20 protein-coding genes and 1 pseudogene are annotated in these 20,577 nt (G+C 34.2%); 14 read left to right on the forward strand and 7 right to left on the reverse strand.

The window, feature by feature from the left end; translation table 11 throughout:
* The 5 genes and pseudogenes from WAX78_RS00005 to WAX78_RS25085 form a co-directional block, all read left to right on the forward strand.
* Positions 1–606: methyl-accepting chemotaxis protein (locus WAX78_RS00005; RefSeq protein WP_336480279.1), on the forward strand; the 606-nt coding region annotated here is incomplete at its 5' end.
* A gap of 228 nt (positions 607–834) precedes the next feature.
* Positions 835–1,206: a DUF3979 family protein gene (locus WAX78_RS00010; protein WP_336480280.1), complete on the forward strand. Its 372-nt coding sequence runs from the start codon at positions 835–837 to the stop codon at positions 1,204–1,206.
* A 520-nt stretch (positions 1,207–1,726) separates the two neighbouring features.
* Positions 1,727–2,026 (forward strand): hypothetical protein, encoded by a 300-nt coding sequence (locus tag WAX78_RS00015; RefSeq protein ID WP_413789159.1) that lies wholly within the window; start codon positions 1,727–1,729, stop codon positions 2,024–2,026.
* A gap of 550 nt (positions 2,027–2,576) precedes the next feature.
* Positions 2,577–3,476: pseudogene (locus WAX78_RS25080) on the forward strand (HAMP domain-containing protein); the annotation flags it as partial.
* 120 nt (positions 3,477–3,596) lie between these two features.
* Complete coding sequence (locus WAX78_RS25085) at positions 3,597–4,415, forward strand: methyl-accepting chemotaxis protein (protein ID WP_413789160.1); 819 nt, start codon at positions 3,597–3,599, stop codon at positions 4,413–4,415.
* Between the two features lie 47 nt (positions 4,416–4,462).
* Here WAX78_RS25085 and WAX78_RS00025 read toward each other — a convergent pair whose 3' ends face one another.
* On the reverse strand, positions 4,463–5,503 hold the full coding sequence (locus WAX78_RS00025) for a YkvI family membrane protein (RefSeq protein WP_336480283.1): 1,041 nt from the start codon (positions 5,501–5,503) through the stop codon (positions 4,463–4,465).
* 384 nt (positions 5,504–5,887) lie between these two features.
* Between WAX78_RS00025 and WAX78_RS00030 the strand changes: the two genes are divergently transcribed.
* Complete coding sequence (locus WAX78_RS00030; protein WP_336480284.1) at positions 5,888–6,346, forward strand: DUF3939 domain-containing protein; 459 nt, start codon at positions 5,888–5,890, stop codon at positions 6,344–6,346.
* Between the two features lie 73 nt (positions 6,347–6,419).
* Entirely contained in the window at positions 6,420–7,685 is a 1,266-nt protein-coding gene (locus tag WAX78_RS00035) for an MDR family MFS transporter (protein ID WP_336480285.1), read from the forward strand.
* 177 nt (positions 7,686–7,862) lie between these two features.
* Here the strand turns inward: WAX78_RS00035 and WAX78_RS00040 are convergent, their stop codons facing one another.
* Entirely contained in the window at positions 7,863–8,864 is a 1,002-nt protein-coding gene (locus WAX78_RS00040; RefSeq protein WP_336480286.1) for an LLM class flavin-dependent oxidoreductase, read from the reverse strand.
* 75 nt (positions 8,865–8,939) lie between these two features.
* Positions 8,940–9,350 (reverse strand): DUF1259 domain-containing protein, encoded by a 411-nt coding sequence (locus tag WAX78_RS00045; protein ID WP_336480287.1) that lies wholly within the window; start codon positions 9,348–9,350, stop codon positions 8,940–8,942.
* Between the two features lie 679 nt (positions 9,351–10,029).
* Here WAX78_RS00045 and WAX78_RS00050 point away from each other — a divergent pair.
* Together WAX78_RS00050 and WAX78_RS00055 are read left to right on the forward strand one after the other, a co-directional pair.
* Positions 10,030–10,596 carry an AAA family ATPase gene (locus WAX78_RS00050; RefSeq protein WP_336480288.1) on the forward strand — a complete coding sequence of 189 codons (567 nt, stop codon included), beginning with the start codon at positions 10,030–10,032 and terminating at the stop codon, positions 10,594–10,596.
* A 484-nt stretch (positions 10,597–11,080) separates the two neighbouring features.
* Positions 11,081–12,148: an FUSC family protein gene (locus tag WAX78_RS00055; RefSeq protein WP_336480289.1), complete on the forward strand. Its 1,068-nt coding sequence runs from the start codon at positions 11,081–11,083 to the stop codon at positions 12,146–12,148.
* A gap of 138 nt (positions 12,149–12,286) precedes the next feature.
* On the opposite strand, the gene WAX78_RS00060 is transcribed toward WAX78_RS00055, so the two are convergent.
* Positions 12,287–12,478 (reverse strand): DUF3896 family protein, encoded by a 192-nt coding sequence (locus WAX78_RS00060; RefSeq protein ID WP_154713261.1) that lies wholly within the window; start codon positions 12,476–12,478, stop codon positions 12,287–12,289.
* A 181-nt stretch (positions 12,479–12,659) separates the two neighbouring features.
* On the opposite strand from WAX78_RS00060, the gene WAX78_RS00065 reads away from it, so the two are divergent.
* Positions 12,660–14,132, forward strand: a complete 1,473-nt coding sequence (locus WAX78_RS00065; RefSeq protein ID WP_336480290.1) for a flavin monoamine oxidase family protein — start codon at positions 12,660–12,662, stop codon at positions 14,130–14,132.
* A 39-nt stretch (positions 14,133–14,171) separates the two neighbouring features.
* Here the strand turns inward: WAX78_RS00065 and WAX78_RS00070 are convergent, their stop codons facing one another.
* Positions 14,172–15,074, reverse strand: coding sequence for an aldo/keto reductase (locus WAX78_RS00070; protein ID WP_336480291.1), 903 nt, complete (start codon positions 15,072–15,074; stop codon positions 14,172–14,174).
* A gap of 180 nt (positions 15,075–15,254) precedes the next feature.
* Between WAX78_RS00070 and WAX78_RS00075 the strand changes: the two genes are divergently transcribed.
* The gene (locus tag WAX78_RS00075; protein ID WP_336480292.1) at positions 15,255–16,205 is read left to right on the forward strand and encodes a CobW family GTP-binding protein; all 951 of its coding nucleotides are present in this window, start codon (positions 15,255–15,257) and stop codon (positions 16,203–16,205) included.
* Between the two features lie 502 nt (positions 16,206–16,707).
* Here WAX78_RS00075 and WAX78_RS00080 read toward each other — a convergent pair.
* A complete protein-coding gene (locus WAX78_RS00080; RefSeq protein ID WP_336480293.1) occupies positions 16,708–17,646 on the reverse strand; it encodes a metal ABC transporter substrate-binding protein in 939 nt (312 codons plus the stop codon).
* Positions 17,647–17,917: 271 nt separating this feature from the next.
* Here WAX78_RS00080 and WAX78_RS00085 point away from each other — a divergent pair, with 271 nt between their 5' ends.
* Positions 17,918–18,061 (forward strand): hypothetical protein, encoded by a 144-nt coding sequence (locus tag WAX78_RS00085; RefSeq protein ID WP_098310466.1) that lies wholly within the window; start codon positions 17,918–17,920, stop codon positions 18,059–18,061.
* Between the two features lie 77 nt (positions 18,062–18,138).
* A complete protein-coding gene (locus WAX78_RS00090) occupies positions 18,139–18,798 on the forward strand; it encodes an oxidoreductase (RefSeq protein WP_336480294.1) in 660 nt (219 codons plus the stop codon).
* Positions 18,799–18,827: 29 nt separating this feature from the next.
* Here WAX78_RS00090 and namA read toward each other — a convergent pair whose 3' ends face one another.
* A complete protein-coding gene (gene namA, locus WAX78_RS00095; RefSeq protein ID WP_336480295.1) occupies positions 18,828–19,868 on the reverse strand; it encodes an NADPH dehydrogenase NamA in 1,041 nt (346 codons plus the stop codon).
* A 251-nt stretch (positions 19,869–20,119) separates the two neighbouring features.
* Between namA and WAX78_RS00100 the strand changes: the two genes are divergently transcribed.
* On the forward strand, positions 20,120–20,572 hold the full coding sequence (locus WAX78_RS00100; RefSeq protein WP_336480296.1) for a methylated-DNA--[protein]-cysteine S-methyltransferase: 453 nt from the start codon (positions 20,120–20,122) through the stop codon (positions 20,570–20,572).
* The last annotated feature ends 5 nt before the right edge of the window (positions 20,573–20,577 follow it).

Here is a 20,577-nt window from a genome sequence, read left to right on the forward strand (position 1 = left end):
TCAGAATCTGATGCAGTCATTCAATTGTTAGCTGATAAATCGAAACAAATTGGTGATATATTAGAAGTGATCCAAAATATTGCTGATCAAACGAATTTATTAGCATTGAATGCTGCAATTGAAGCAGCAAGAGCAGGAGAACATGGAAGAGGCTTTGCGATTGTTGCGGACGAAGTTCGTAAATTAGCAGAACAATCTAGTACATCTTCAAATGAGATTGGAAAGTTAATTACAGAAATTCAAGAAGATATGAGAAAAACAGTTAGCTCTATGAATCATGTAAATACAGAAGTGCAGTCTGGTATTATTATTGCGAATGAAACAAAGAAAAGTTTTACAGAGATTCTACAGTCTACAAATGAAATTGCAAAACAAATCGGTAGTATGGTTGGGATAGCACAAAAAATGTCCAAAGGGGCAGATGAAGTGTCAGTTTCAGTCGGTGAAATAGCAGTAACCGCACAAAATAATGCATCTAGTACACAAAGTGTAGCAGCATCTGCTGAAGAACAATTAGCATCTATCGAAGAAATTAGTTCAGCAGCTGGAACATTATCACAAATGGCTGAAGAGTTACAAGTGCTAATTGAACGATTTAAAGTGTAATGAAAAAGTGCGTGGAAAAGGTAATCCACGCACTTTTCGTTTTAGTTATGATGAAAATAGCTTATTAATGAGTGAAAGAGATGATGTATGTCATCTTTTTTATTTTATGAGTATTAATAGTATATAGTTTCGGACGGGAAAATACAGCTGTTATAGTCATTTGTGGTACAATAAATGTACTATATAGAATAGGGTATAATGAGCAAGAGGTATGAGAGGGGTTATGTTATGCTACATGAGAAGATTGCATCATTTTTTCAAGTTCTTCCGCAAGAAGTTGGAAATAATCGAGGTTGGAAATATTACATTCAAGAGGAAAATGGTGCGTATTCTATAACAGAAGAAATATTATCGAAAGGTACAATTATAGAACTATTTTTTAATGAAGATGATGAGATTCGTCTCGTTTTATATAAAGATGGTCAGCAGGTTACAACGATTCAACGTATCGCTGTCCAAAAGGTGGATATTATAAAAGAAGAGGAAACCCTTCAATTTGTATTAGATCGTATGCCAAGCCGTATGATTCGACTACAGTTAAAACCATTTCTTGCAATTGAAATGGGATTGTACTGGGAAGTATGTGAAGATTGTGAGTAAAAAACATCCGTTACTAATTAACGGGTTCGGTTATTGGGGAGAAAACAATAAATAACAACTTAATTAGGGACAATAATTTACATATGAATTGTTGTCCCCGTTTTTGTTGTTATACCAATGTTTTAGTCAATTTAGCATAATAATTAGAACATCAATATGCATACAAATTGAAACTACCACATAAATTTATGTGGTGTTGTTAAAACTAGTGCTAAAACTGTTTCGAATATAAATCAAACGGAGTAATGGAAACACCCGCTCAACGATTGGGAATTACAGATAAAAAGTTTGATTTAAAAGATGTCATTTATCTAAGGTAGTTCGCTTAATATCAAGCGAACTTATTTTTTTGAATAAATTGGAAAAATGTGCTAAAATAAATTAATAGATTGCAAAGGTTGTACTTAAACTAACGGATTAGTTTGAAAATAATTTTCCTATTATGACCAATTTATTGGTTAATTGTGTTGGGGGGTAAAATGTTTTTATTTAGAAAGGTTGTGTTTATTTGGAAAGCAAAATGGTTATTCCAAAGAAGAAAGGTATAATTAGCTATATTTCTTTGGTTATTGGGGTTATGTGCTTTTTTATTGTTTTTGTAACACCGACAAGAATAGCAAATATCGGAAGTTTAGTTGGAGATTATATAACATTTTTTCTTACGGGAATAGGTATCTTACTTTCTATAATTGGGATAGTGAAGAAAACAGAGAAAAATGTAATTCCTATAATATCTTTAATCCTCTCCTCCTCCTTCTTTATATTTTGGATAATCATGATTTTCTTATTGTTTACTGGTCAAATTGAATTTGCTCCGTAGTGTACAAATACTTTTAAATTTTAGTTCAATAAGGATAGTAAAATATTTCGTCAAAAAACGCTCAGAAATTTGAGCGTTTTTTGCTTGTTATTAGCATTTTTCTCCCCAAGATTTTAAAAAATTGATAGAAGATAGGTAAGGATAACCCTTGGCATGCGACTGATTCGTTCAACTAAGTATAAGTGTGGGAAAGAAAATAGTATTGGCAGAAGTTTTGCTAGAAGTAAATTCCTATATTTTATGTTTTAAATTAATATATACCTATATATGGACAAAAGGAAATTAATTATATAGAATTTACAAAGTATGAGTCGAAAAATGTCATATATTCCACTCATTCATATTTTTTCTTCATTTCATATACTTTTAAATTATCATCTTGGAGAGAACATAAAGGGGGATCTGTATGTCAAAGTTGTTTCAACCATTTCAGAATATGAATGTAGGAAAAAAACTTCTACTTTCATTTTTTGTCATTTTAATTTCTACTGTTTCTATAATTGGTACCATGTCTTATCAAAGTGCAAAGAAGAATTTTGAAAATCAAATTATGAGTAGTGCCAGTGACAATATTAAAATATTAGATAATGTAATTAATGACATGATTGACGCAAGGTATAATGATGTTACACAGTTTTCTAAAATAATTCAGCGTAATATGTATGAATCTGAAAATGGAGAAAGTATTAGGAAACTATTTGCGCAGTATGTAAATTTACACCCTGAAGTAATGCAAATTTATGTAGGAACTGATAATGGGGTGTTTATAGAAGAGCCTTATGTGCAAATGCCTGTAGGGTATAATCCGAAAGAGCGGCCTTGGTACATAGACGCAATGAAAAAAAATGGCGGTATTGTTCTAACACAACCTTACAAAGCTAAATCAAACGGACAGATTGTTGTTACAATCGCCAAAAAATTAGATGACGGTAGTGGCGTTATCGGCATTGATTTAAAATTGGAAAGTTTATTAAAAACAACCAAAACGATTAATATTGGTAAAAAGGGATATGCATTTATTCTAGATCAAAGTCAAAATGTTATCGCCCACCCAGAAGAGAAGTCGGGTACAAAAGCACCTGATGCTTGGGCAAAACCAATATACAAAACAAATCATGGAACGTTCTCGTATTCATACGGAGATAAAGAAAAGAAAATGGTATTTGCAACAAATATAAAAACCGGTTGGAAAATCGGTGGTACGATGTATACAGATGAAGTTAGTAAAGCTGCAGAACCTATCTTTTATAATACGTTAATGATTGCAGTGATTTCTCTTATATTAGGAGGAGCGATTATTTACTTCATCACACGTTCTATTACGAAACCTTTAAAACAATTGGTGATTTCTTCTCATAGGATTAGTGAAGGTGATTTAACAGAAACGATTGAAGTGCGCTCGAATGATGAAATTGGTCAGCTTGGAAAAGGCTTCAATGAAATGGCTCAGTCGTTACGTGAGTTGATTTCAAGAATTAATTCTTCAGCCGGACATGTAGCCGCTGCTTCCGAAGAATTAACAGCAAGCGTGAGACAAGCAAGTGAAGCGACTGAGCAAATTACAGCGGCAATGGACCAAGTTTCAAGCAGCGCAGCAACACAAACAAAAGGTGTTGAACAGGGAGCGCTGTTACTTCAAGAAGTAACAGAAGGAATTCAGCTTGTTGCGGATAATTCCTCTGCTATTTCCAATTCCTCTGCTTATACACGTGAAAAAGCAGAAGATGGGGACAAACTTGTTGAACAAACAGTAAATCAAATGCAATCCATTCGTGAGTCAGTTTCAGAATCTGATGCAGTCATTCAATTGTTAGCTGATAAATCGAAACAAATTGGTGATATATTAGAAGTGATCCAAAATATTGCTGATCAAACGAATTTATTAGCATTGAATGCTGCAATTGAAGCAGCAAGAGCAGGAGAACATGGAAGAGGCTTTGCGATTGTTGCGGACGAAGTTCGTAAATTAGCAGAACAATCTAGTACATCTTCAAATGAGATTGGAAAGTTAATTACAGAAATTCAAGAAGATATGAGAAAAACAGTTAGCTCTATGAATCATGTAAATACAGAAGTGCAGTCTGGTATTATTATTGCGAATGAAACAAAGAAAAGTTTTACAGAGATTCTACAGTCTACAAATGAAATTGCAAAACAAATCAGTAGTATGGTTGGGATAGCACAAAAAATGTCCAAAGGGGCAGATGAAGTGTCAGTTTCAGTCGGTGAAATTGCGGTAACTGCACAAAATAATGCATCTAGTACACAAAGTATAGCGGCATCGGCCGAAGAACAATTAGCGTCTATCGAAGAAATTAGTTCAGCAGCTGGAACATTATCACAAATGGCTGAAGAGTTACAAGTGTTAATTGAACGATTTAAAGTGTAATGAAATAGTGCGTGGACAAAAAACATCCGTTACTAACGGATGTTTTTTTATGTTTTTTGCTGTTGTTTGAAAGCGATAATTGGAAGAAGAATTAAGCTAATCCAGCCAATTACAGGATATAGCATATGAAGTAATTCGCTATAACCGATATAACTAAAGCAATAACTAATTAGTAAGATGAAATAAATAATGATGTTACTCTTCCACCCAGTGATAGACTGAAGCTGTTTTGTCATACCAAATACATTGCCAACAAGTGTTGTAAATACTTCCCCAAAAATAATTAACACAAAAAAGAAATGAAAAGTAGCATTGAAGCGGCGTACAACTTCTGCCATTGGAATATTGTATTGATAAAATTGTTCAACAGATAAAATAGCAAAGTGACTACATAACAAAATTAAACAAAGACCCGCTCCGCCCAATATACCACCCCACTTAATAGCTTGCGGATCCTTCACTTCACTTGCTAATGGCACAAGTACACTTTGGGAGAGAGAGAGGTTGAGTGCAACATATGTGACTGGACTTGTAATCCATTTGACATTCCAATTTTCAGAAGGTGTTATGTTGAAAAGAGAAGTTGCATCATGAAAGAATGTTGTAATAGATAGTCCTACAATAAAAATCATCATAATTGGTACGACGAGCGAGTTGACTTCAAATACTCCTTGTAATCCTCTGCTACCAATTACAATACAAGCAAGTATCGTTATAAAGATACCAAGCTGTCTTGGTAGGCGAAGTTGTTCTTCAAACACCGCTCCAGCTCCGGAAAGCATGACGCTTGTTACACCAAATAATACGAGAAGTAATAAAATATTTACAACATTACCAAAGATATCCCCAAATAAATATTTGTTAAATTCTTGAGTAGAAAATGCTCCGATTTGTGAAGAAAGCATCATCATTTTTGTACCTAACCAAATGAAGAAAATACCGCTTACTAAAATACCAATTGTTCCGTATGTACCATGGATTGTAAAGAACTCAACGATTTCTCTTCCTGTTGCAAATCCAGCTCCCACAACAGTACCTATATAAGTAGCAGCAATTTTCTTTGCTACTTTCCATTGTTGATTATCCATTTAATCCCTCTTTCTTGTATGATGAGCTTGATTTATCTTGCACCCTCACCCTAACATTCAGAGTAAATAGGGATAAAGTGAAGCTTTCATCAGTAGAAGTTTTCTTCATTTCTACTGATGGAAAGCACGACTAATTGGATTCTTATGGGCAGTTATTCCCTACCTGTCTTCTTTATTTTTTCTGAATCTCGAGGTGAGGAGCCATCCACAAGGATTGGTTCAACTAATGAGCAATGAGGGGGAAAGCCCACACTGCTGAAATTTTTACTTTATTACATACATATGAAGGAGTTTGGACAAACATACGATGAAGTGAGATTTTTTGTATTATTCATATTTGTCTTGTAATTTATGGTATAATGAAGCAAAAAGGGGGAAAAGAAGATGTTTCGCTTTTTTAATAAAGGAAAGGAAGAAAGGGAAATTACACAAGATGAGCTAGAACTTGCTATGGCAAAATTTCTTGAAACGAATGCGAACGTGGTATATACGGTATTAGTAAATGATGATTACACGGTTAATTATGATTTATTAAAACCATATTTACCGGCTTTTCCTACAAATGCGTTCATTATTACGAAGGAAACACTTGAAGTATTTGAGAATACACAAAAAAATCTTGCTCTTGTTAAAGAAATTGATGATGTACAGCGTGCTGTCGATCAATATGTAACAGAAAAAGAATCTTTTCCAATCGTTGAAGGCAATGAGAATCGGCTTATATGTTCGATAAAGTTAGGACCATACTTAAAAAGGACGCTAGAACGTGATTTATATATATCAGAGAAACATTATTTAGTGACAAGCAAGCCTGATAAAATGAATAAAACTATTGTACAATAAAGAAACAACAATGAAGAATTGTTGTCTTTTTTTGTAAATATTATGCGTAAGGGTATAGAGATGAGGGGACATCATGATTTTGAGAGAATGGGACTTAAATTTAAAGATTCGTCTAGTAGGAGAATGGCTCTTTGGATTGTTCTTTTGGATGCTTCTTCCGTTTATGGCGATATATTTTGCGGAAGAACTAGGAAAAACGATGGCTGGAATATTACTTGTGTTATCGCAAGTTTTATCTGTTTTTGCTAATTTAGTAGGTGGTTATTTAGCAGATACATATGGTCGTAAGCGTATGATGGTATTTGCTGCATTTGTACAAAGTGCTGCATTTGTACTATTTGCCTTTGCCAATTCGCCGTGGTTGCAATCGCCTATCTTAACATTTATAGCTTTTTCTATTATTGGTATTATGGGTTCTTTATATTATCCAGCAAGTGCAGCAATGGTTGCTGATTTAGTATCTGAAGAACAGCAAAGTAAAGTATTTGCTGTTTTTTATACAATGATTAATATTAATGTTGTGCTGGGGCCGATTTTAGGAGCGTATTTCTTTTTTTCTCATCGCTTTGAATTGTTAATAGCAAGTATTGTAATTAATTTTATAGTTGCATTTGTATTACTTAAGTTTATAAAAGAGACGTTACCAGAGAAGAGGGAAAAAGTAGAAAAGCGAACAGGATGGCTTACTGTTGTGAATGAGCAGATTAAGAATTATCGAATTATTTTTCAAGATCGTGTCTTTCTATTATTCATTATTGCAGGTATTCTTGTTGCTCAAACTTTCACTCAGCTTGACTTATTGTTAGCCGTATACATAAAAGAAAATGTTCCTACACAAGAGTTTTTTCATTTGATTTTAAATGGAGAAACATTGTTTAGCTGGATTATTGCAGAAAATGGATTTTTGGTTGCTCTATTTACTGTATATGTAACAAGGCTAGCAAATTATTTTTCTGAGCGGACTATCTTTCTTTTATCTTCTTTTGCATATGGGATAGCAATGATTATTTTTCCTCACACTATATCAGTTTGGGGCCTTATTATTGCTATGCTCATTTTCACGTTCGGAGAGCTATTCGTTGTTGGAATCCAAAATAGTTTCGTTTCTAAGTTGGCGCCTGCACATATGCGAGGACAATATTTTGCGGCAGCAACACTTCGATGGTCTGTCGGCCGAACAATTGCACCAATTGCGATTCCCTTAACAGCATGGATAGGTTATCAATACACATTTTACATCATTGCAGTACTTGCGTTTTTGAGTGCATTCTTATATTCTGTGATGTTCGGTTTGTTACAAGAACGAAAAATTCAGGTGAAAAAGGTGCTGAATGAATAAATAAAATAAAACGCTCTCTTTTTGAAAGGGCGTTTTATTTTATACATAGATTTTATTTTTCGTTCTTGTACTAGTTTAATTTCGAATTTTATAAGTTCAGTGTCTGTAATACTTTTCATGATGCGTGGGTGAAAAATTTTTCATAAATGTACGAACATGATGAATGGTGGCTTCACTTTACAATTGAAAAGCCTCTGCTAATAAGCGGTAGGAGTTTAATTTATCTTCAAAATCATGCGTGATTGTTACAATCATGAATTCGTCTGTGTTATAAGCCGTGCTTAAAATAGAGATTTGTTTTTTTACTTGATTTGGATTGCCAACAATCATTCGTTTTCGATTTTCTTTTATACGTAAATAATCAAATGCGCTATATGGATAATTGAGAGCTTTTTCGATAGATGGTGTGCCGGTTGAACGTATACCTTGTTCAATTAATAAAAGGGCTAGATCTAAGCTAGATGCAATTTTTTGTGCTTTTTCTTCTGTTTCTGCACAAATGACAAAAATAGCTACGATAGATTGCGGCTTTTCTCCTAAGAAAGAAGGTTGGAATTGATTTTGGTAATTTTTTATGATTTCTGGACCGCCATAACTATTAATAAATTGTGCAAATGTGAAAGCTGTACCTTGTTTAGCAGCAATCATCGCACTTTCTCCACTAGAACCAAGTAACCAAAGATTTGGTGCAGTTGGAATAGTTGGAGAAGCATGTAAATGTGCAAAGCGATGATTATCTGGTAAGCGGTCATGCAAATATAGGGATAAGTCTTGAATTTGTTCAGGGTATTGATCGATTGAAATCATTTTCCCTTCTTGGAGTGCCCGTGTGGCAATAGGCATTCCACCTGGAGCCCGTCCAACTCCAAGGTCAATACGGTTTGGGTATAGTGCTTCTAACACGCGGAAATTTTCGGCTACTTTATAAGGACTATAGTGAGGGAGCATAACACCGCCGGAACCTACTCGAATACGATTTGTTTTAGCAGCTATGTGAGAAATTAAGATTTCTGGACTTGAACCTGCTAAGCTAGTAGAGTCATGATGTTCTGATACCCAAAAACGAGTATAGCCAAGTTGTTCAACTTCTTGTGCAAGTCGAACTGTATTTGAAAACGCTTCAATTGCTGTACTTCCTTCTGCGATAGGAGATTGGTCTAGAACGCCTAATTTTATCATATATAATACCTCTCTTTTGTTATTTACGCAGTATTATATATTCACTTACTAAAAATGTATAATAAAATGCTTGCTTTATCTATCAGCAACGGGATAGCTACTTAAGACCGAAAAAGAATTTGCCATTTTTTTTGCAAAATTTAATGGTGGCTCTACCGATTGGACATGAACATACATGATTAATGGATTCGTATATAACCAATGATTATGTAGAGCACTAACAATAATTCCCTGTTGTACAATGGATTGCATAAACGAAGGGATTTCTTCTTGCAAAACAGCAATTTCCCCTAAATTCAACGCATTACCATTTTGATCCAAAGATTCAAAGCCTACTCCTGCGGGTATTACAGACATACTTGGTTTCCCTTGAACAAGCACCCTAAAATTGCGATGGAAAGATACCGAACAAGCACCCTGATCTATTTTACTTTTTCCTTTAAGGATTGTGGCAAATTGTTCGCAAAGAAAATTAAAATTGTTCATAAATTTAATCCCCCTTTATTACACAAAATGATGTATTTAGAGATTTAATATAAAAAAGGATTTAGTCCAAATCCCAATTATAAATTGGCTTATTTAAGATTGGCAAACCAATTGAAATCTCACTAGTTTCACAAAATAGAAATAGATGGGTGGTTAACTTACAAAGTATGGATGAAAAAATCGATTGAGCATCCTTTACCATCAAAAGATAAAGGAGATTTTCTTGTAGATTGTAAAATAGATTTAAGCTCATATGATGCTGAGTATATTGCAGATATGGTTTTATAAGTAAGCGATAGAACAACAAACAACTTTATGCAACAAATGAAAAGAAAGTTATCAATATTAGAAAGACCGCTTGTTACAGCCAGAGGCGATAGCAAGAGTTCCATTTATGCAAACTTCAATCCAGAATATGCTCAAATGGCTGTAACTATTCTAAGAATTTTCAACAACTTTTGTTTGGAAAATAAAAACAGCGGAACTAGAAAAAACGCCTGCACAACAACTTAGTCTAACTGAAAAGCAATTTACTATGAAAGATATCCATTATTATAGGGATAGTGGATTTTCATGGTATATATTGAGGGTACAATATTGCTTCTTCAACTAACTGAGCAGTTTAATGAAATAACTTATGCTGTAATAAAATGAGCATGTAACAATGGAGGTTGAAGTTATGAAAAGGTTAGTAATTATTACAGTAGGTAAAACTCATAGTGGGAAAACTACATTTGCAAGAGCTCTAGAAAAAGAGTTAAATAACTCTTTTGTTATGGACCAAGATAACCATGCTGAATTTATAAACACTTATTATAAGAACTTACAACCAAAACAAGGACCTAATACTCTTAAGTATGCTCTCTCAAAGTTAATTGTCGATTATGCAAAAGAACACACTGATTTAAATCTTATTATTTGCAACTCAAATCGAAGTCGAAATGGGCGATTGTATTTGCTTGAAGAGTTGTTTAATAAAGATGAGTTTGTCCGTATCTTGGTTCATTTTGATATTCCAGATGATGTTCTTCATGAACGAGTTACTCAAAGCGGGCGAAGTACCAATATATTTAGGGGTGCTTATTCTAATTTTGAGGAAGTGCTTGTTCGGCAACAGGTTGAATCCCTAAAAGAAGATGTAACAGACCCAGTAGAATGTGAAGCAGATCATTTATTTGTAATTAAAGACAACGAGAAAGTTGATTCTGTTATTAAAGAAGTTGTTCATATTGCTGAATGTTTATGATTATTCTCAGTTCGTTAATAATTATCAAGTGATGTTTGAATTTTACAAAAGGAGTACTTATTTAAAAAGAGGAAGTTATTAAGCTAGCGGGAGCGTTAGTTAGAGAAGAACATAGTTAGATTTATAAAGAGCCTGGAGAAATTTCCAAGCTCTTTTTTTGTGTGTGAATTGTAATGTGAATTATCTGCGATTTGTACTAAAAAATAGTGTGTTATTTTACGTTTTACACCTCACAAGTAAACTTGTTAAGAAAATCTGAAGGGGGTTTATTTTTACATAATCAGTGTTATCGGAAGTTCAACGGTTGGAAAAGATATAGCTATATGGATGATGAGAGTATAAAAAGTATTGAACGGGGCAGGGGAAATAATTATATCCATGATACATCCGTTCTTGAAACCATTTTCACAGTAAATGTAGGGATGAAAGAACTGTAGCCTATCAAAAATGTATGTAAGATCATTCTTTGAACAAGGGAGTTTTTATGCAAAAAAAAACGGGTAAACAAAAAACAGGTAAACAAAAAACAGGACTACGAAAAGGATTAATACTGATAACAAAAATAGCTTTAGCTTCTGGTCTATCATGGGAATTAGCAAAAATGTTAGGATCAAAACACCCTTATTTGGCACCATTAACTGTTATTCTTTCTATGCAAGAAACTGTCCAGCATTCTGCCACGTATGCTTTTTACAGAATTATCGGTACTATTTTTGGAATTTCTATTACTGTTTTTATTGTCAGCCATTTAGAAGTGAACGGATGGACGATAGGATTATTACTGTTAGGAGGAATGTTGATTCCAGTTATATTAAGGGTACATAAAACCATCATACATCAAGTGGCTTTAACCATTTTATTAGTCTTTGTCTTTGTGCATAAAACGAGCTATTATGTTTCAGATCGAATCAGAGATACTATCGTAGGAGCGCTTATCGCCATTATTATTCATATGCTGATTTTTCCACCCAATTATGTGAAAGAAGCTCGTTGGACGTTAAATCAATTTGGATGCCATCTTGTACAGCTATTTGCAAAGACAGCCCATTGGGTAAATACTAACTGCGACCCTGTTAAAGGACAAGATCTAAGAAAGAATATAACAAATCTACTCCAGGAATTGCATCAAGTACAAGAAGATTTTAAGTTGGCAGAAAAAAGTTTGAAATTAAATCCATTTATTAAGAATAAAAAACAAATATTAAAACAAAACGAACAATTCCTCTTGCAGTTAAAGACAGGGTATATTTATATTTCCAATATACTAAACACATTCAATGACTGGTCCAAAACAGATGTTATTTCAAAAGTTGATCAACAACAATGGGCTATTCAATTACAAATGTTGGGGAGATACATAGAAAAGCAACTTAACGTAAGTCTAGAAAAACATCAAAACTCTAAGAGTTTTAAATTTACCTTAGACTTACTGGATTTATCTTCGATTTCTGTACAAATCAATATCTCACCAGAATTAGAGCCCTATAGATATCAATTAAGCTTGTATAATGATACGCTCAAACTAATTCAGGAGTTAAGAAAAGAACAATAATAACGACTAGCTTTTCCTCTAATCTATGGTGCCTTGTGTATTGAACAAAAAATAAGAGGTAAGTATATATTAAACATAATTAATATATACTTACCTTTATTTTTAATTTTTAAGTCTTTATAATTTGCACATCCGTTTTTAATGAGAAATTCCTCTTTCAAAATGATTCATTTCAACTAAAGTAAGAATATATTCGTAATTATCAATCGTTCTCTTGATTTCATCGCGCTCACTTTCTGTTAATTTTACATCTGTTAATCGTTTACATAGTTGAGATTTTTGATTTTCTAATTGTTTCTTAATTTCATGATAGTTGTAAGAGCGTTTCATGTTTCCATCCCCTTCCTTACATTTCCTATCTACATTTTCATTATACGGTTAAATAAAAGAAATGGGTGCATAACCTTTTTAATTTTTTGTGAAAATTCAGAAGACTAAGAATAGTACATTCCTTCCATGAATACAATGCATTGAACTATGATTTTGTACTGATGAGTAGGGGTGTGGGATGATGCAAATAAATATGCAATCCCGTCTTACAACAAACGAGATGCTTTTTATTATTGACAATGGATTACCGAAAACGACAGTACCGAAGAACATTATTATTATTGGAGCAGGCATGGCAGGGTTAGTGGCTGGATCGTTATTGAAGGCCGCCGGTCATCGCGTGAAAATATTAGAGGCAAATGATCGAATTGGCGGGCGCATTTATACAGTTAGGATGCCGGAAACAGGCTTATATCTAGATGTTGGGGCAATGCGGATTCCTTATACACATGAACTAACACTTGCATACAATAAGAAGTTTGGGTTAAAGTTAAACCCATTTATTAATCGAAATGACACAGATATTATATATGCAAATGGTCGCAAGACAACATTGAAACAATATGAGAAAAATCCGAGTATTTTACGTTATCCAGTTGCAGTGAATGAAGAAGGAAAATCATCGGAAGAGTTGTTGATGTTAGCAATACAACCAATTCTTGATTTTATTAAAAGAGACCCAGAAAAAAATTGGAGTATTGTAGAGAAAGATTTTGGTAGGTATTCTACAGCAGAGTTTTTAAAAGATTATCCGCACCAATATAAGGTATCTTTTTCACCAGCTGCAGTAGAAATGATAGGGGTACTTCTTGATTTAGAGGGATTTTTAGAAAGATCTTTTGTAGAAACATTACGCTTTATTTATATTTTACAGCAATCTACAGGGTTTTATGAAATTGAAGGTGGCAACGACGCATTGCCCAAAGCTTTTTTACCGCAATTACAAGATGATATTGTCTTTCAGCAAAAATTAATGAAACTAGCGCAGCACGAAAAAGGAATTACAGCATATTTGCGTAATGAAAAAACGTTTGAATACAGCAGTATTACAGGTGATGTTGTCATTGTTACCATTCCGTTTACAACAATGAGATTTGTTGAAATTGATCCGTACGATTCTGTTTCTCATGGAAAATGGAGAGCCATTCGAGAACTACATTATATGGCTGCTACGAAAATAGGAATTCAGTTTAAAAGTCGCTTTTGGGAAGAACAGGGTCAACTTGGTGGCCGCATTATTACTGATTTGCCTATTCGTTATGCATATTATCCAAGTCATGGTATTGGTACAAAAGGTCCTGGAATGGTACTTGGAAGTTATACATGGTCGTATGATGCATTGTTGTGGGATGGCTTATCTGAAAGTGATCGTATTTATTATACTTTGCAAAATTTAGGGACAATACTTGGACATCAAGTGTATGATGAATTTATTTCTGGGATATCGAAAAGTTGGACATTAGACCCGTACGCATTAGGAGGGTTTGCAGTCTTTCAGGCAAATCAACAATCAGAATTACAGGATGATATTGTGAAACCAGAAGGAAGAATATATTTTGCAGGTGATCATACTACGTTGTATCATGGCTGGATACAAGGCGCAATTGAATCAGGAATTCGTAGCGCAGCAGCAATAAATCAATTACAGATGTAAAAAGAACATGAGAATGAATCTCATGTTCTTTTTGTATACTTATGGAACTGGATGACCGTTTGAACTTTCAAAGATTGTAAACCATTGCTGACGGTCTAATGTTAGTTTTGTTGCTTCAACAGCTGTTTTGACACGTTCTAGTTTGCCAGAGCCAACAATCGGCAGCATATTGGTTGGATGAGCAAGTAGCCATGCATACATAATAGAATCGATTCCAGTAATGCCAAAATCAGTGGCAATTTTCTCCAATGTATGGCGTAAGCGAATTACACGTTCACTTTCCCCTTTGAAAATTTCACCGCCAGCAAGAGGAGACCAAATCATAGGAGAAATTCTGTTTTCTTGGCAATGTTCAATCGTACCTTTTTCAAAATGTTCAAGTTGCATAGCAGATACTTCGATTTGATTTGTAACAAGCGGGAAATCTAAATATGAACTTAACATGTTGAATTGAGAAGGAAGAAAGTTGGATACACCAAAGTGTCGTACTTTTCCATCTTGTTTTAAACGAGAAAAAGCTTCTGCAACTTCTGCTGGATTCATGAATGGATCCGGACGATGAATAAGTAATACATCGATATAGTCTGTATTCAGATTTCGTAGTGATTGCTCTGCGCTTTTTATAATATGTTCAGCACTTGTATTATAGTGAACGACGTAGCGTTCAGGAAATTTAGGTGATGTGAGAGCGATTCCGCATTTTGTAACAATTTGCATATTGTCACGTAAACTTGGTTTTACTTGAAGCGCTTTGCCGAATAAAGCTTCGCATGTATAGTCGCCGTAAATATCGGCATGATCAAACGTTGTAATGCCCATCTCCATACAAGATTCAATGAAGGAAAGTAATTCTTGATCTGTCATATTCCATTCTGCTAAGCGCCAAAACCCTTGGATAATTCGAGAAAATTCTAGGTTTTGAGCCATTTGAATTCGTTCCATTTATGAAGGTCCTCCTTGCTGATATGTATGAACCTAGTCAATATGAAAAGGTTTTCTTATTTACCATTATTATATATTCGTGTAGACATGCTTACAACTAATATGTTTCGTATTTAGAAAATAAGAAGACAACCTATGATATAATACGTAATCATATATGTAACAAGGAGATGTAGCACAGTGATTCCAGTAACGATATTAACCGGGTTTCTCGGATCAGGGAAAACAACTTTATTAAATCGTATTTTATCTGAAGAGCATGGAAAAAAACTTGCGGTTATTGTAAATGAAATCGGACAAATTGGTATCGATAATCAATTGATACTGAATGTAGAAGAAGAAATTATGGAAATGACAAATGGTTGTCTATGTTGTACAGTGCGTGAAGATTTGCTTGTCGCACTAAAGCATTTACTAGAAGTAAAAGCGACAGGTCAAATGGATTTTGAAGGTTTAGTGATTGAGACAACAGGGCTTGCAAATCCGGGCCCAATTATTCAAACATTCTTTTTAGACCCTGTTATTCAGTCTGCATACCAAATTAATGGTGTAGTAACTGTAGTAGATAGCTATCATATACATAAACACTTTGAAAAAGGTTTAGAAGCAAAAGAGCAGATTGCTTTTGCTGATATGGTTTTAGTAAATAAATTGGATTTAATAGAACCAGTAGAAAAAGAAAATTTGCTTATTGAAATACAAGGGATTAATCCAACTGCAAAATTAATCCCAACAACAAATTGTGAAGTAGATATTCCCTCATTACTAGATATACAAACATTTAAAACGCGTGATAAGTTAGAAATTTATCCGCATAAAGAACAACATCATTTAGAAGGTGTAAAGTCATTTGTGCTAAGGGAAGAGCGTCCTCTTGATTTACAAAAGATAAATGAATGGACGTCAGCTGTTGTACAAGAATTAGGAGAGTATTTATACCGTTATAAAGGAATATTATCTGTTGAAGGGGTAAATCGCCGCATAGTTTTCCAAGGTGTACACACGTTATTCGCTGCTTCATATGACAGGGAATGGAAAGAAGGAGAAGAACGTGTCAGTGAGATTGTTTTCATTGGTAAAGACTTAAATAAAGAATGGTTTCAAGAGCATTTTCAGGAATGTATAAAATAAGCCTGCGTTTTGAACTGCAGGCTTGTTTTTAGTGTGCAATTAATCTTTTCCAGCTTCAACTAGCTTTTTTGAACCAATAGCTGTTTTAACATGAATTTTGGTTATTTAAATTTTATCCCACTATTCACGAGTAGTAAGACCCTGATTGGTGAGAGCTTTCCATCAGTGGGGGATGAAAAAAACACATAAAATTCCTCTTTCTTTTTAGGTGGGAGAGATCATCTAATCATGCATAGAAGCGGTTAGGGCTTTTTTCTGCCACATGCGAGGGTAAAAACAGAGGGAGAAAGCGAGAGCATGTTTTGTTCTGCATAGCAGCGACTGAACGCCAATTATGTGCTGTTACTTCACAAATGTGAAGATTCATAGTTCCAACTCACTTTCTGAATCATATCTTTAAAGTTAATATGGATAATTTTACTTGTTATTGTATTTAAGTCAAGCTGTAGCCTATGAAAAAGACAGCTGAAAAAATTTCAGCTGTCTGAAAGGGAAGGCACATTTAGTTTGTAGCTTCTTTTAAAGTGTTGATGTTTTCTTCCATCAATGTAAAGTAATCTTTATTCTTTTTCGCATCATCCTCGGAAATTGTTGCAAGGTGATTTAAACGTAAGATTTTTGTTCCTGTTTCTTGTTGAATGACTTCTGCTACTTTTGGTGTAGAGAATGTTTCAAATAAAATATATTTTAATCCATGCTCTTTTGCTGTTGCTGCGATAGAAGCTAAGTCTTTTTGAGACGGTTCATCAGAAGCAGAAATACCTGCAATTGGAATTTGTTTGAAACCATAGCGTTGCTCCCAGTATCCGTATGCAGCATGAGAAACTAAAATTTCTTTTGTCTTTGCATGATCAGCCACTTCTTTAAATTGACTATCTAAACCTGTGAATTTTTTTTGCAATGCAGCAAAATTTTTCTCAAATACTTCTTTATGTTCAGGTTGTAGTTCAACAAGAGCATTTTTAATTGTTTCAGCTTGTTTCATGGCAAGTGTTGGGTCTAACCAAACATGAGGGTCTTTATCATGTTGATGTTCGTCTTTATGTCCATCTTCATGTTCTTCTTCAGTTGAAGATCGTAGTTCTATATCTTTTGATGCATTCACAACTTTAACATTTTCATTTTTTAATGTTTTTTCCATTTTTTCAGCAAATGGTTCTAATCCAGCTCCGTTATATACAAATAAATCTGCTTTTGCAACCTGTACAGTTTGTTTTTGAGTTGGTTCATACGTATGAGAGTCTGCACCTGGTGGATAAATGGCTGTTACGTCTACATAATCACCACCGATTTTTTTAGCAAAGTCAGCTAAGGGGAAAATAGTTGTATAGACGGAAAGTTTGCCGTCTTTTTTATTTGCTGTGTTATTTTGTTTCGAACATCCAGCAAAAATAAGGGTAAATATTAGTACGAATGAAAATATAAGTGATTTTTTCTTCATTTTATGTTCCTCATCTCTTTACTTTCTAGCATTCATTTTCTCTAACAAAAAGAAAGAATATCTTTCTTTTAAATAAAACGGAATAATTACGTTTTGATTCACCGATTTAGTATAATACATCTTTGGAAATGTTGCAATAAATAATAATGATTACGATTTATAATTTGTTCTAAATTTGTCACAATGCTATGGTTTATTTTTTATGTTTTTGCATATATCTTTCCATTTCTTTCATATAGTGTGATAGAGGGTGCAAAAAGGGGATGAGCGAATGGAATATGGAATCGAAGCGATTTTATTGATATTGGCTGTTGTGTGTCCGTTATCATGTGTGCTTCTTTTTTTAAAAGCACTTATTCGGAATTTAGGAGATCCAAGTACAATTACTGAGATGCCAAAAAGAGAAAAAGAATAAACAAAGCGCTTGCATATTGTATTACGCTGTGCTTATGATAGAGAAAGATATTAGAAAATAAAGAGGTATAGAAACGGATGAAAACAAGAACCGCATTAGTACTTGGAGCTAGTGGTCTAGTCGGAGAAGAAGTGACACAGTTACTGATTGATTCGGACTATTATGATTCAGTTACGATTTTTGTAAGAAAACCGCTGGAATGGGAACATGAAAAATTGCAACAAAAGCAAGTGGATTTTTCGATTTTAGAACAATATAAAGAATTTTTTGCTGTAGATGATGTGTTTAATTGCCTTGGTACGACAATTAAAAAAGCAAAAACGAAAGAAAACTTTAAAAAAGTTGATTATGATTATACAATACGTGCTGCTCGTTTAGCAGAAGAACAAGGAGTACAAAATTTTCTTGTTATTTCTTCGATGGGTGCGAATCCGAGGTCACTATTTTTTTATTCACAAGTAAAAGGACAGATGGAGGAAGATATTAAGAAGCTAGTCATAGGAGGCATTCATATTTTCAGACCATCTCTTTTACTTGGAGAACGAGAAGAGTTTCGTTTTGGGGAAAGACTGGGAGAAAAGATTTCAGGTATTATGCCGTTTTTATTTAAAGGGTCTTTTACAAAATATAAACCAATTTCAGCAGAGCAAGTGGCAAGAGGAATGTATGTAACAGCGCTGCGCGAAGAGTCAGGGGTTCATATACATGAATCTTCGGAAATTGCTAAGATGAAATAAAAGAGAGAGAAGATGCCTTCTCTCTCTTTTTATTTGGTAGTGTTTTTAATTCTTCCTGGAGCTCGGCTATACTGAAATGGTTCAGTTAATTCAAAACCAAGTTCATTCGCGGCTGTTCTTGGAAAATATGGGTTTCGTAATAACTCCCGACCGATAAAAATTAAGTCAGCAGAACCTTGTTGTAAAATTTCTTCTGCCTGTATGCCACTTGTAATAAGTCCAACAGCCCCTGTAGCGATAGAAGCATGTTCTTTTAAATGTTTTGCATAGGATACTTGATAACCAGGATATACATCAATATGTGCTGGTACAACAGCCCCGGAACTACAATCAATAAGGTCAACGCCTTGCTCTTTCATCCACTTCGCAAATGTTACATAGTCTTTTACAGTTAAACCTTCTGGATGATAATCATGTGCGGAGATACGAACGAATAACGGACCATTCCATACTTTTTTCACTTCATCAATAATTTCCCGTAAAAAACGATAGCGGTTTTCATGGGATCCCCCATATTCATCTGTGCGGTGATTTGCTAATGGAGATAAGAATTCATTAATTAAATAACCGTGTGCTCCGTGTAACTCGATGATATCAAATCCAGCTTCTTTTGCGCGCGCCGCCCCATTTCGAAAGGCAGTGATCGTTTCTTGTATTTGTTCTTTGCTCATCTGTACAGGAATTTTCATAGAAGAATCAAAAGGAATAGCTGATGGCGCAATAGGATCTGTATTGAGAACAGCTTTTCTACCTGCATGTGCAATCTGGATAGCTGCTTTTGCTCCATATTCATGAGTCATATCGACAATTTGACGTAGACCCGTTATGTGTTCATTATCCCAAATTCCTAAATCTTTGTGGGAAATACGTCCTTCAGGTGTTACTGCTGTAGCTTCTAACATAACAAGCCCTACTTGACCAGCCGCACGCGATGCATAGTGAACAAAATGGAAGTTTGTTGCTTTTCCATCTTCGTTGTTAGAGGAGTACATACACATAGGTGACATAACAATTCGATTTTTTAGTGTAACATCTTTAATTGTATACGGTGAAAATAACTGACTGTTCACAATAATGATCCTCCTTTATTCCATCTAAATGGGAATGATTCAATCTTAATTTGCTTATAAATCCAAAGTGGTTAAATCAATCTTTTTGATAATATTGTAGCATCGTGTTCTTTTTTTCCATAACGAAATGCTTAAGAAATATTATGTTATGATTAGTCTACGTTTAGTGAATCACTATAATCTCATTGTTTTAGAATGGAAGATTTACGTCATGATACAATAGCAAATAAATGAAGAACTAGGAGGTTTTTATGTATCAAGCATATTATGAAAGTGAACTTGGATGGATTGAAGTAAAAGGGGATGAGAATGGCATTTCTTCAGTATTATTTGTAGAACAAAAACAAGAAGATGTTCTTCATCCGACCGTTGAGCAGTGTGTAATGGAGTTAGATGAATATTTTCATAAGAAACGAACAGCATTTACTGTACCGATCCAAGCAACAGGAACTCCATTTCAGAAGCAAGTATGGAATGCGCTTTGCAGTGTTTCATATGGAAAAAGTGCCTCTTACCTTGATATTGCTGAGAAAATTGGAAATCCAAAGGCTGTACGTGCTATTGGCGGAGCAAACAGTAAAAATCCGATTTCTATTATTGTGCCTTGTCACCGGATTATTGGGAAAAATGGAAAATTAGTAGGTTATGAAGGGGGACTTTGGCGGAAAGAATGGTTATTAAAGCATGAAGGGTTTTTAAGATAATAGAA

The organism is Bacillus yunxiaonensis, from assembly GCF_037104695.1.
GTDB lineage: Bacteria > Bacillota > Bacilli > Bacillales > Bacillaceae_G > Bacillus_A > Bacillus_A yunxiaonensis.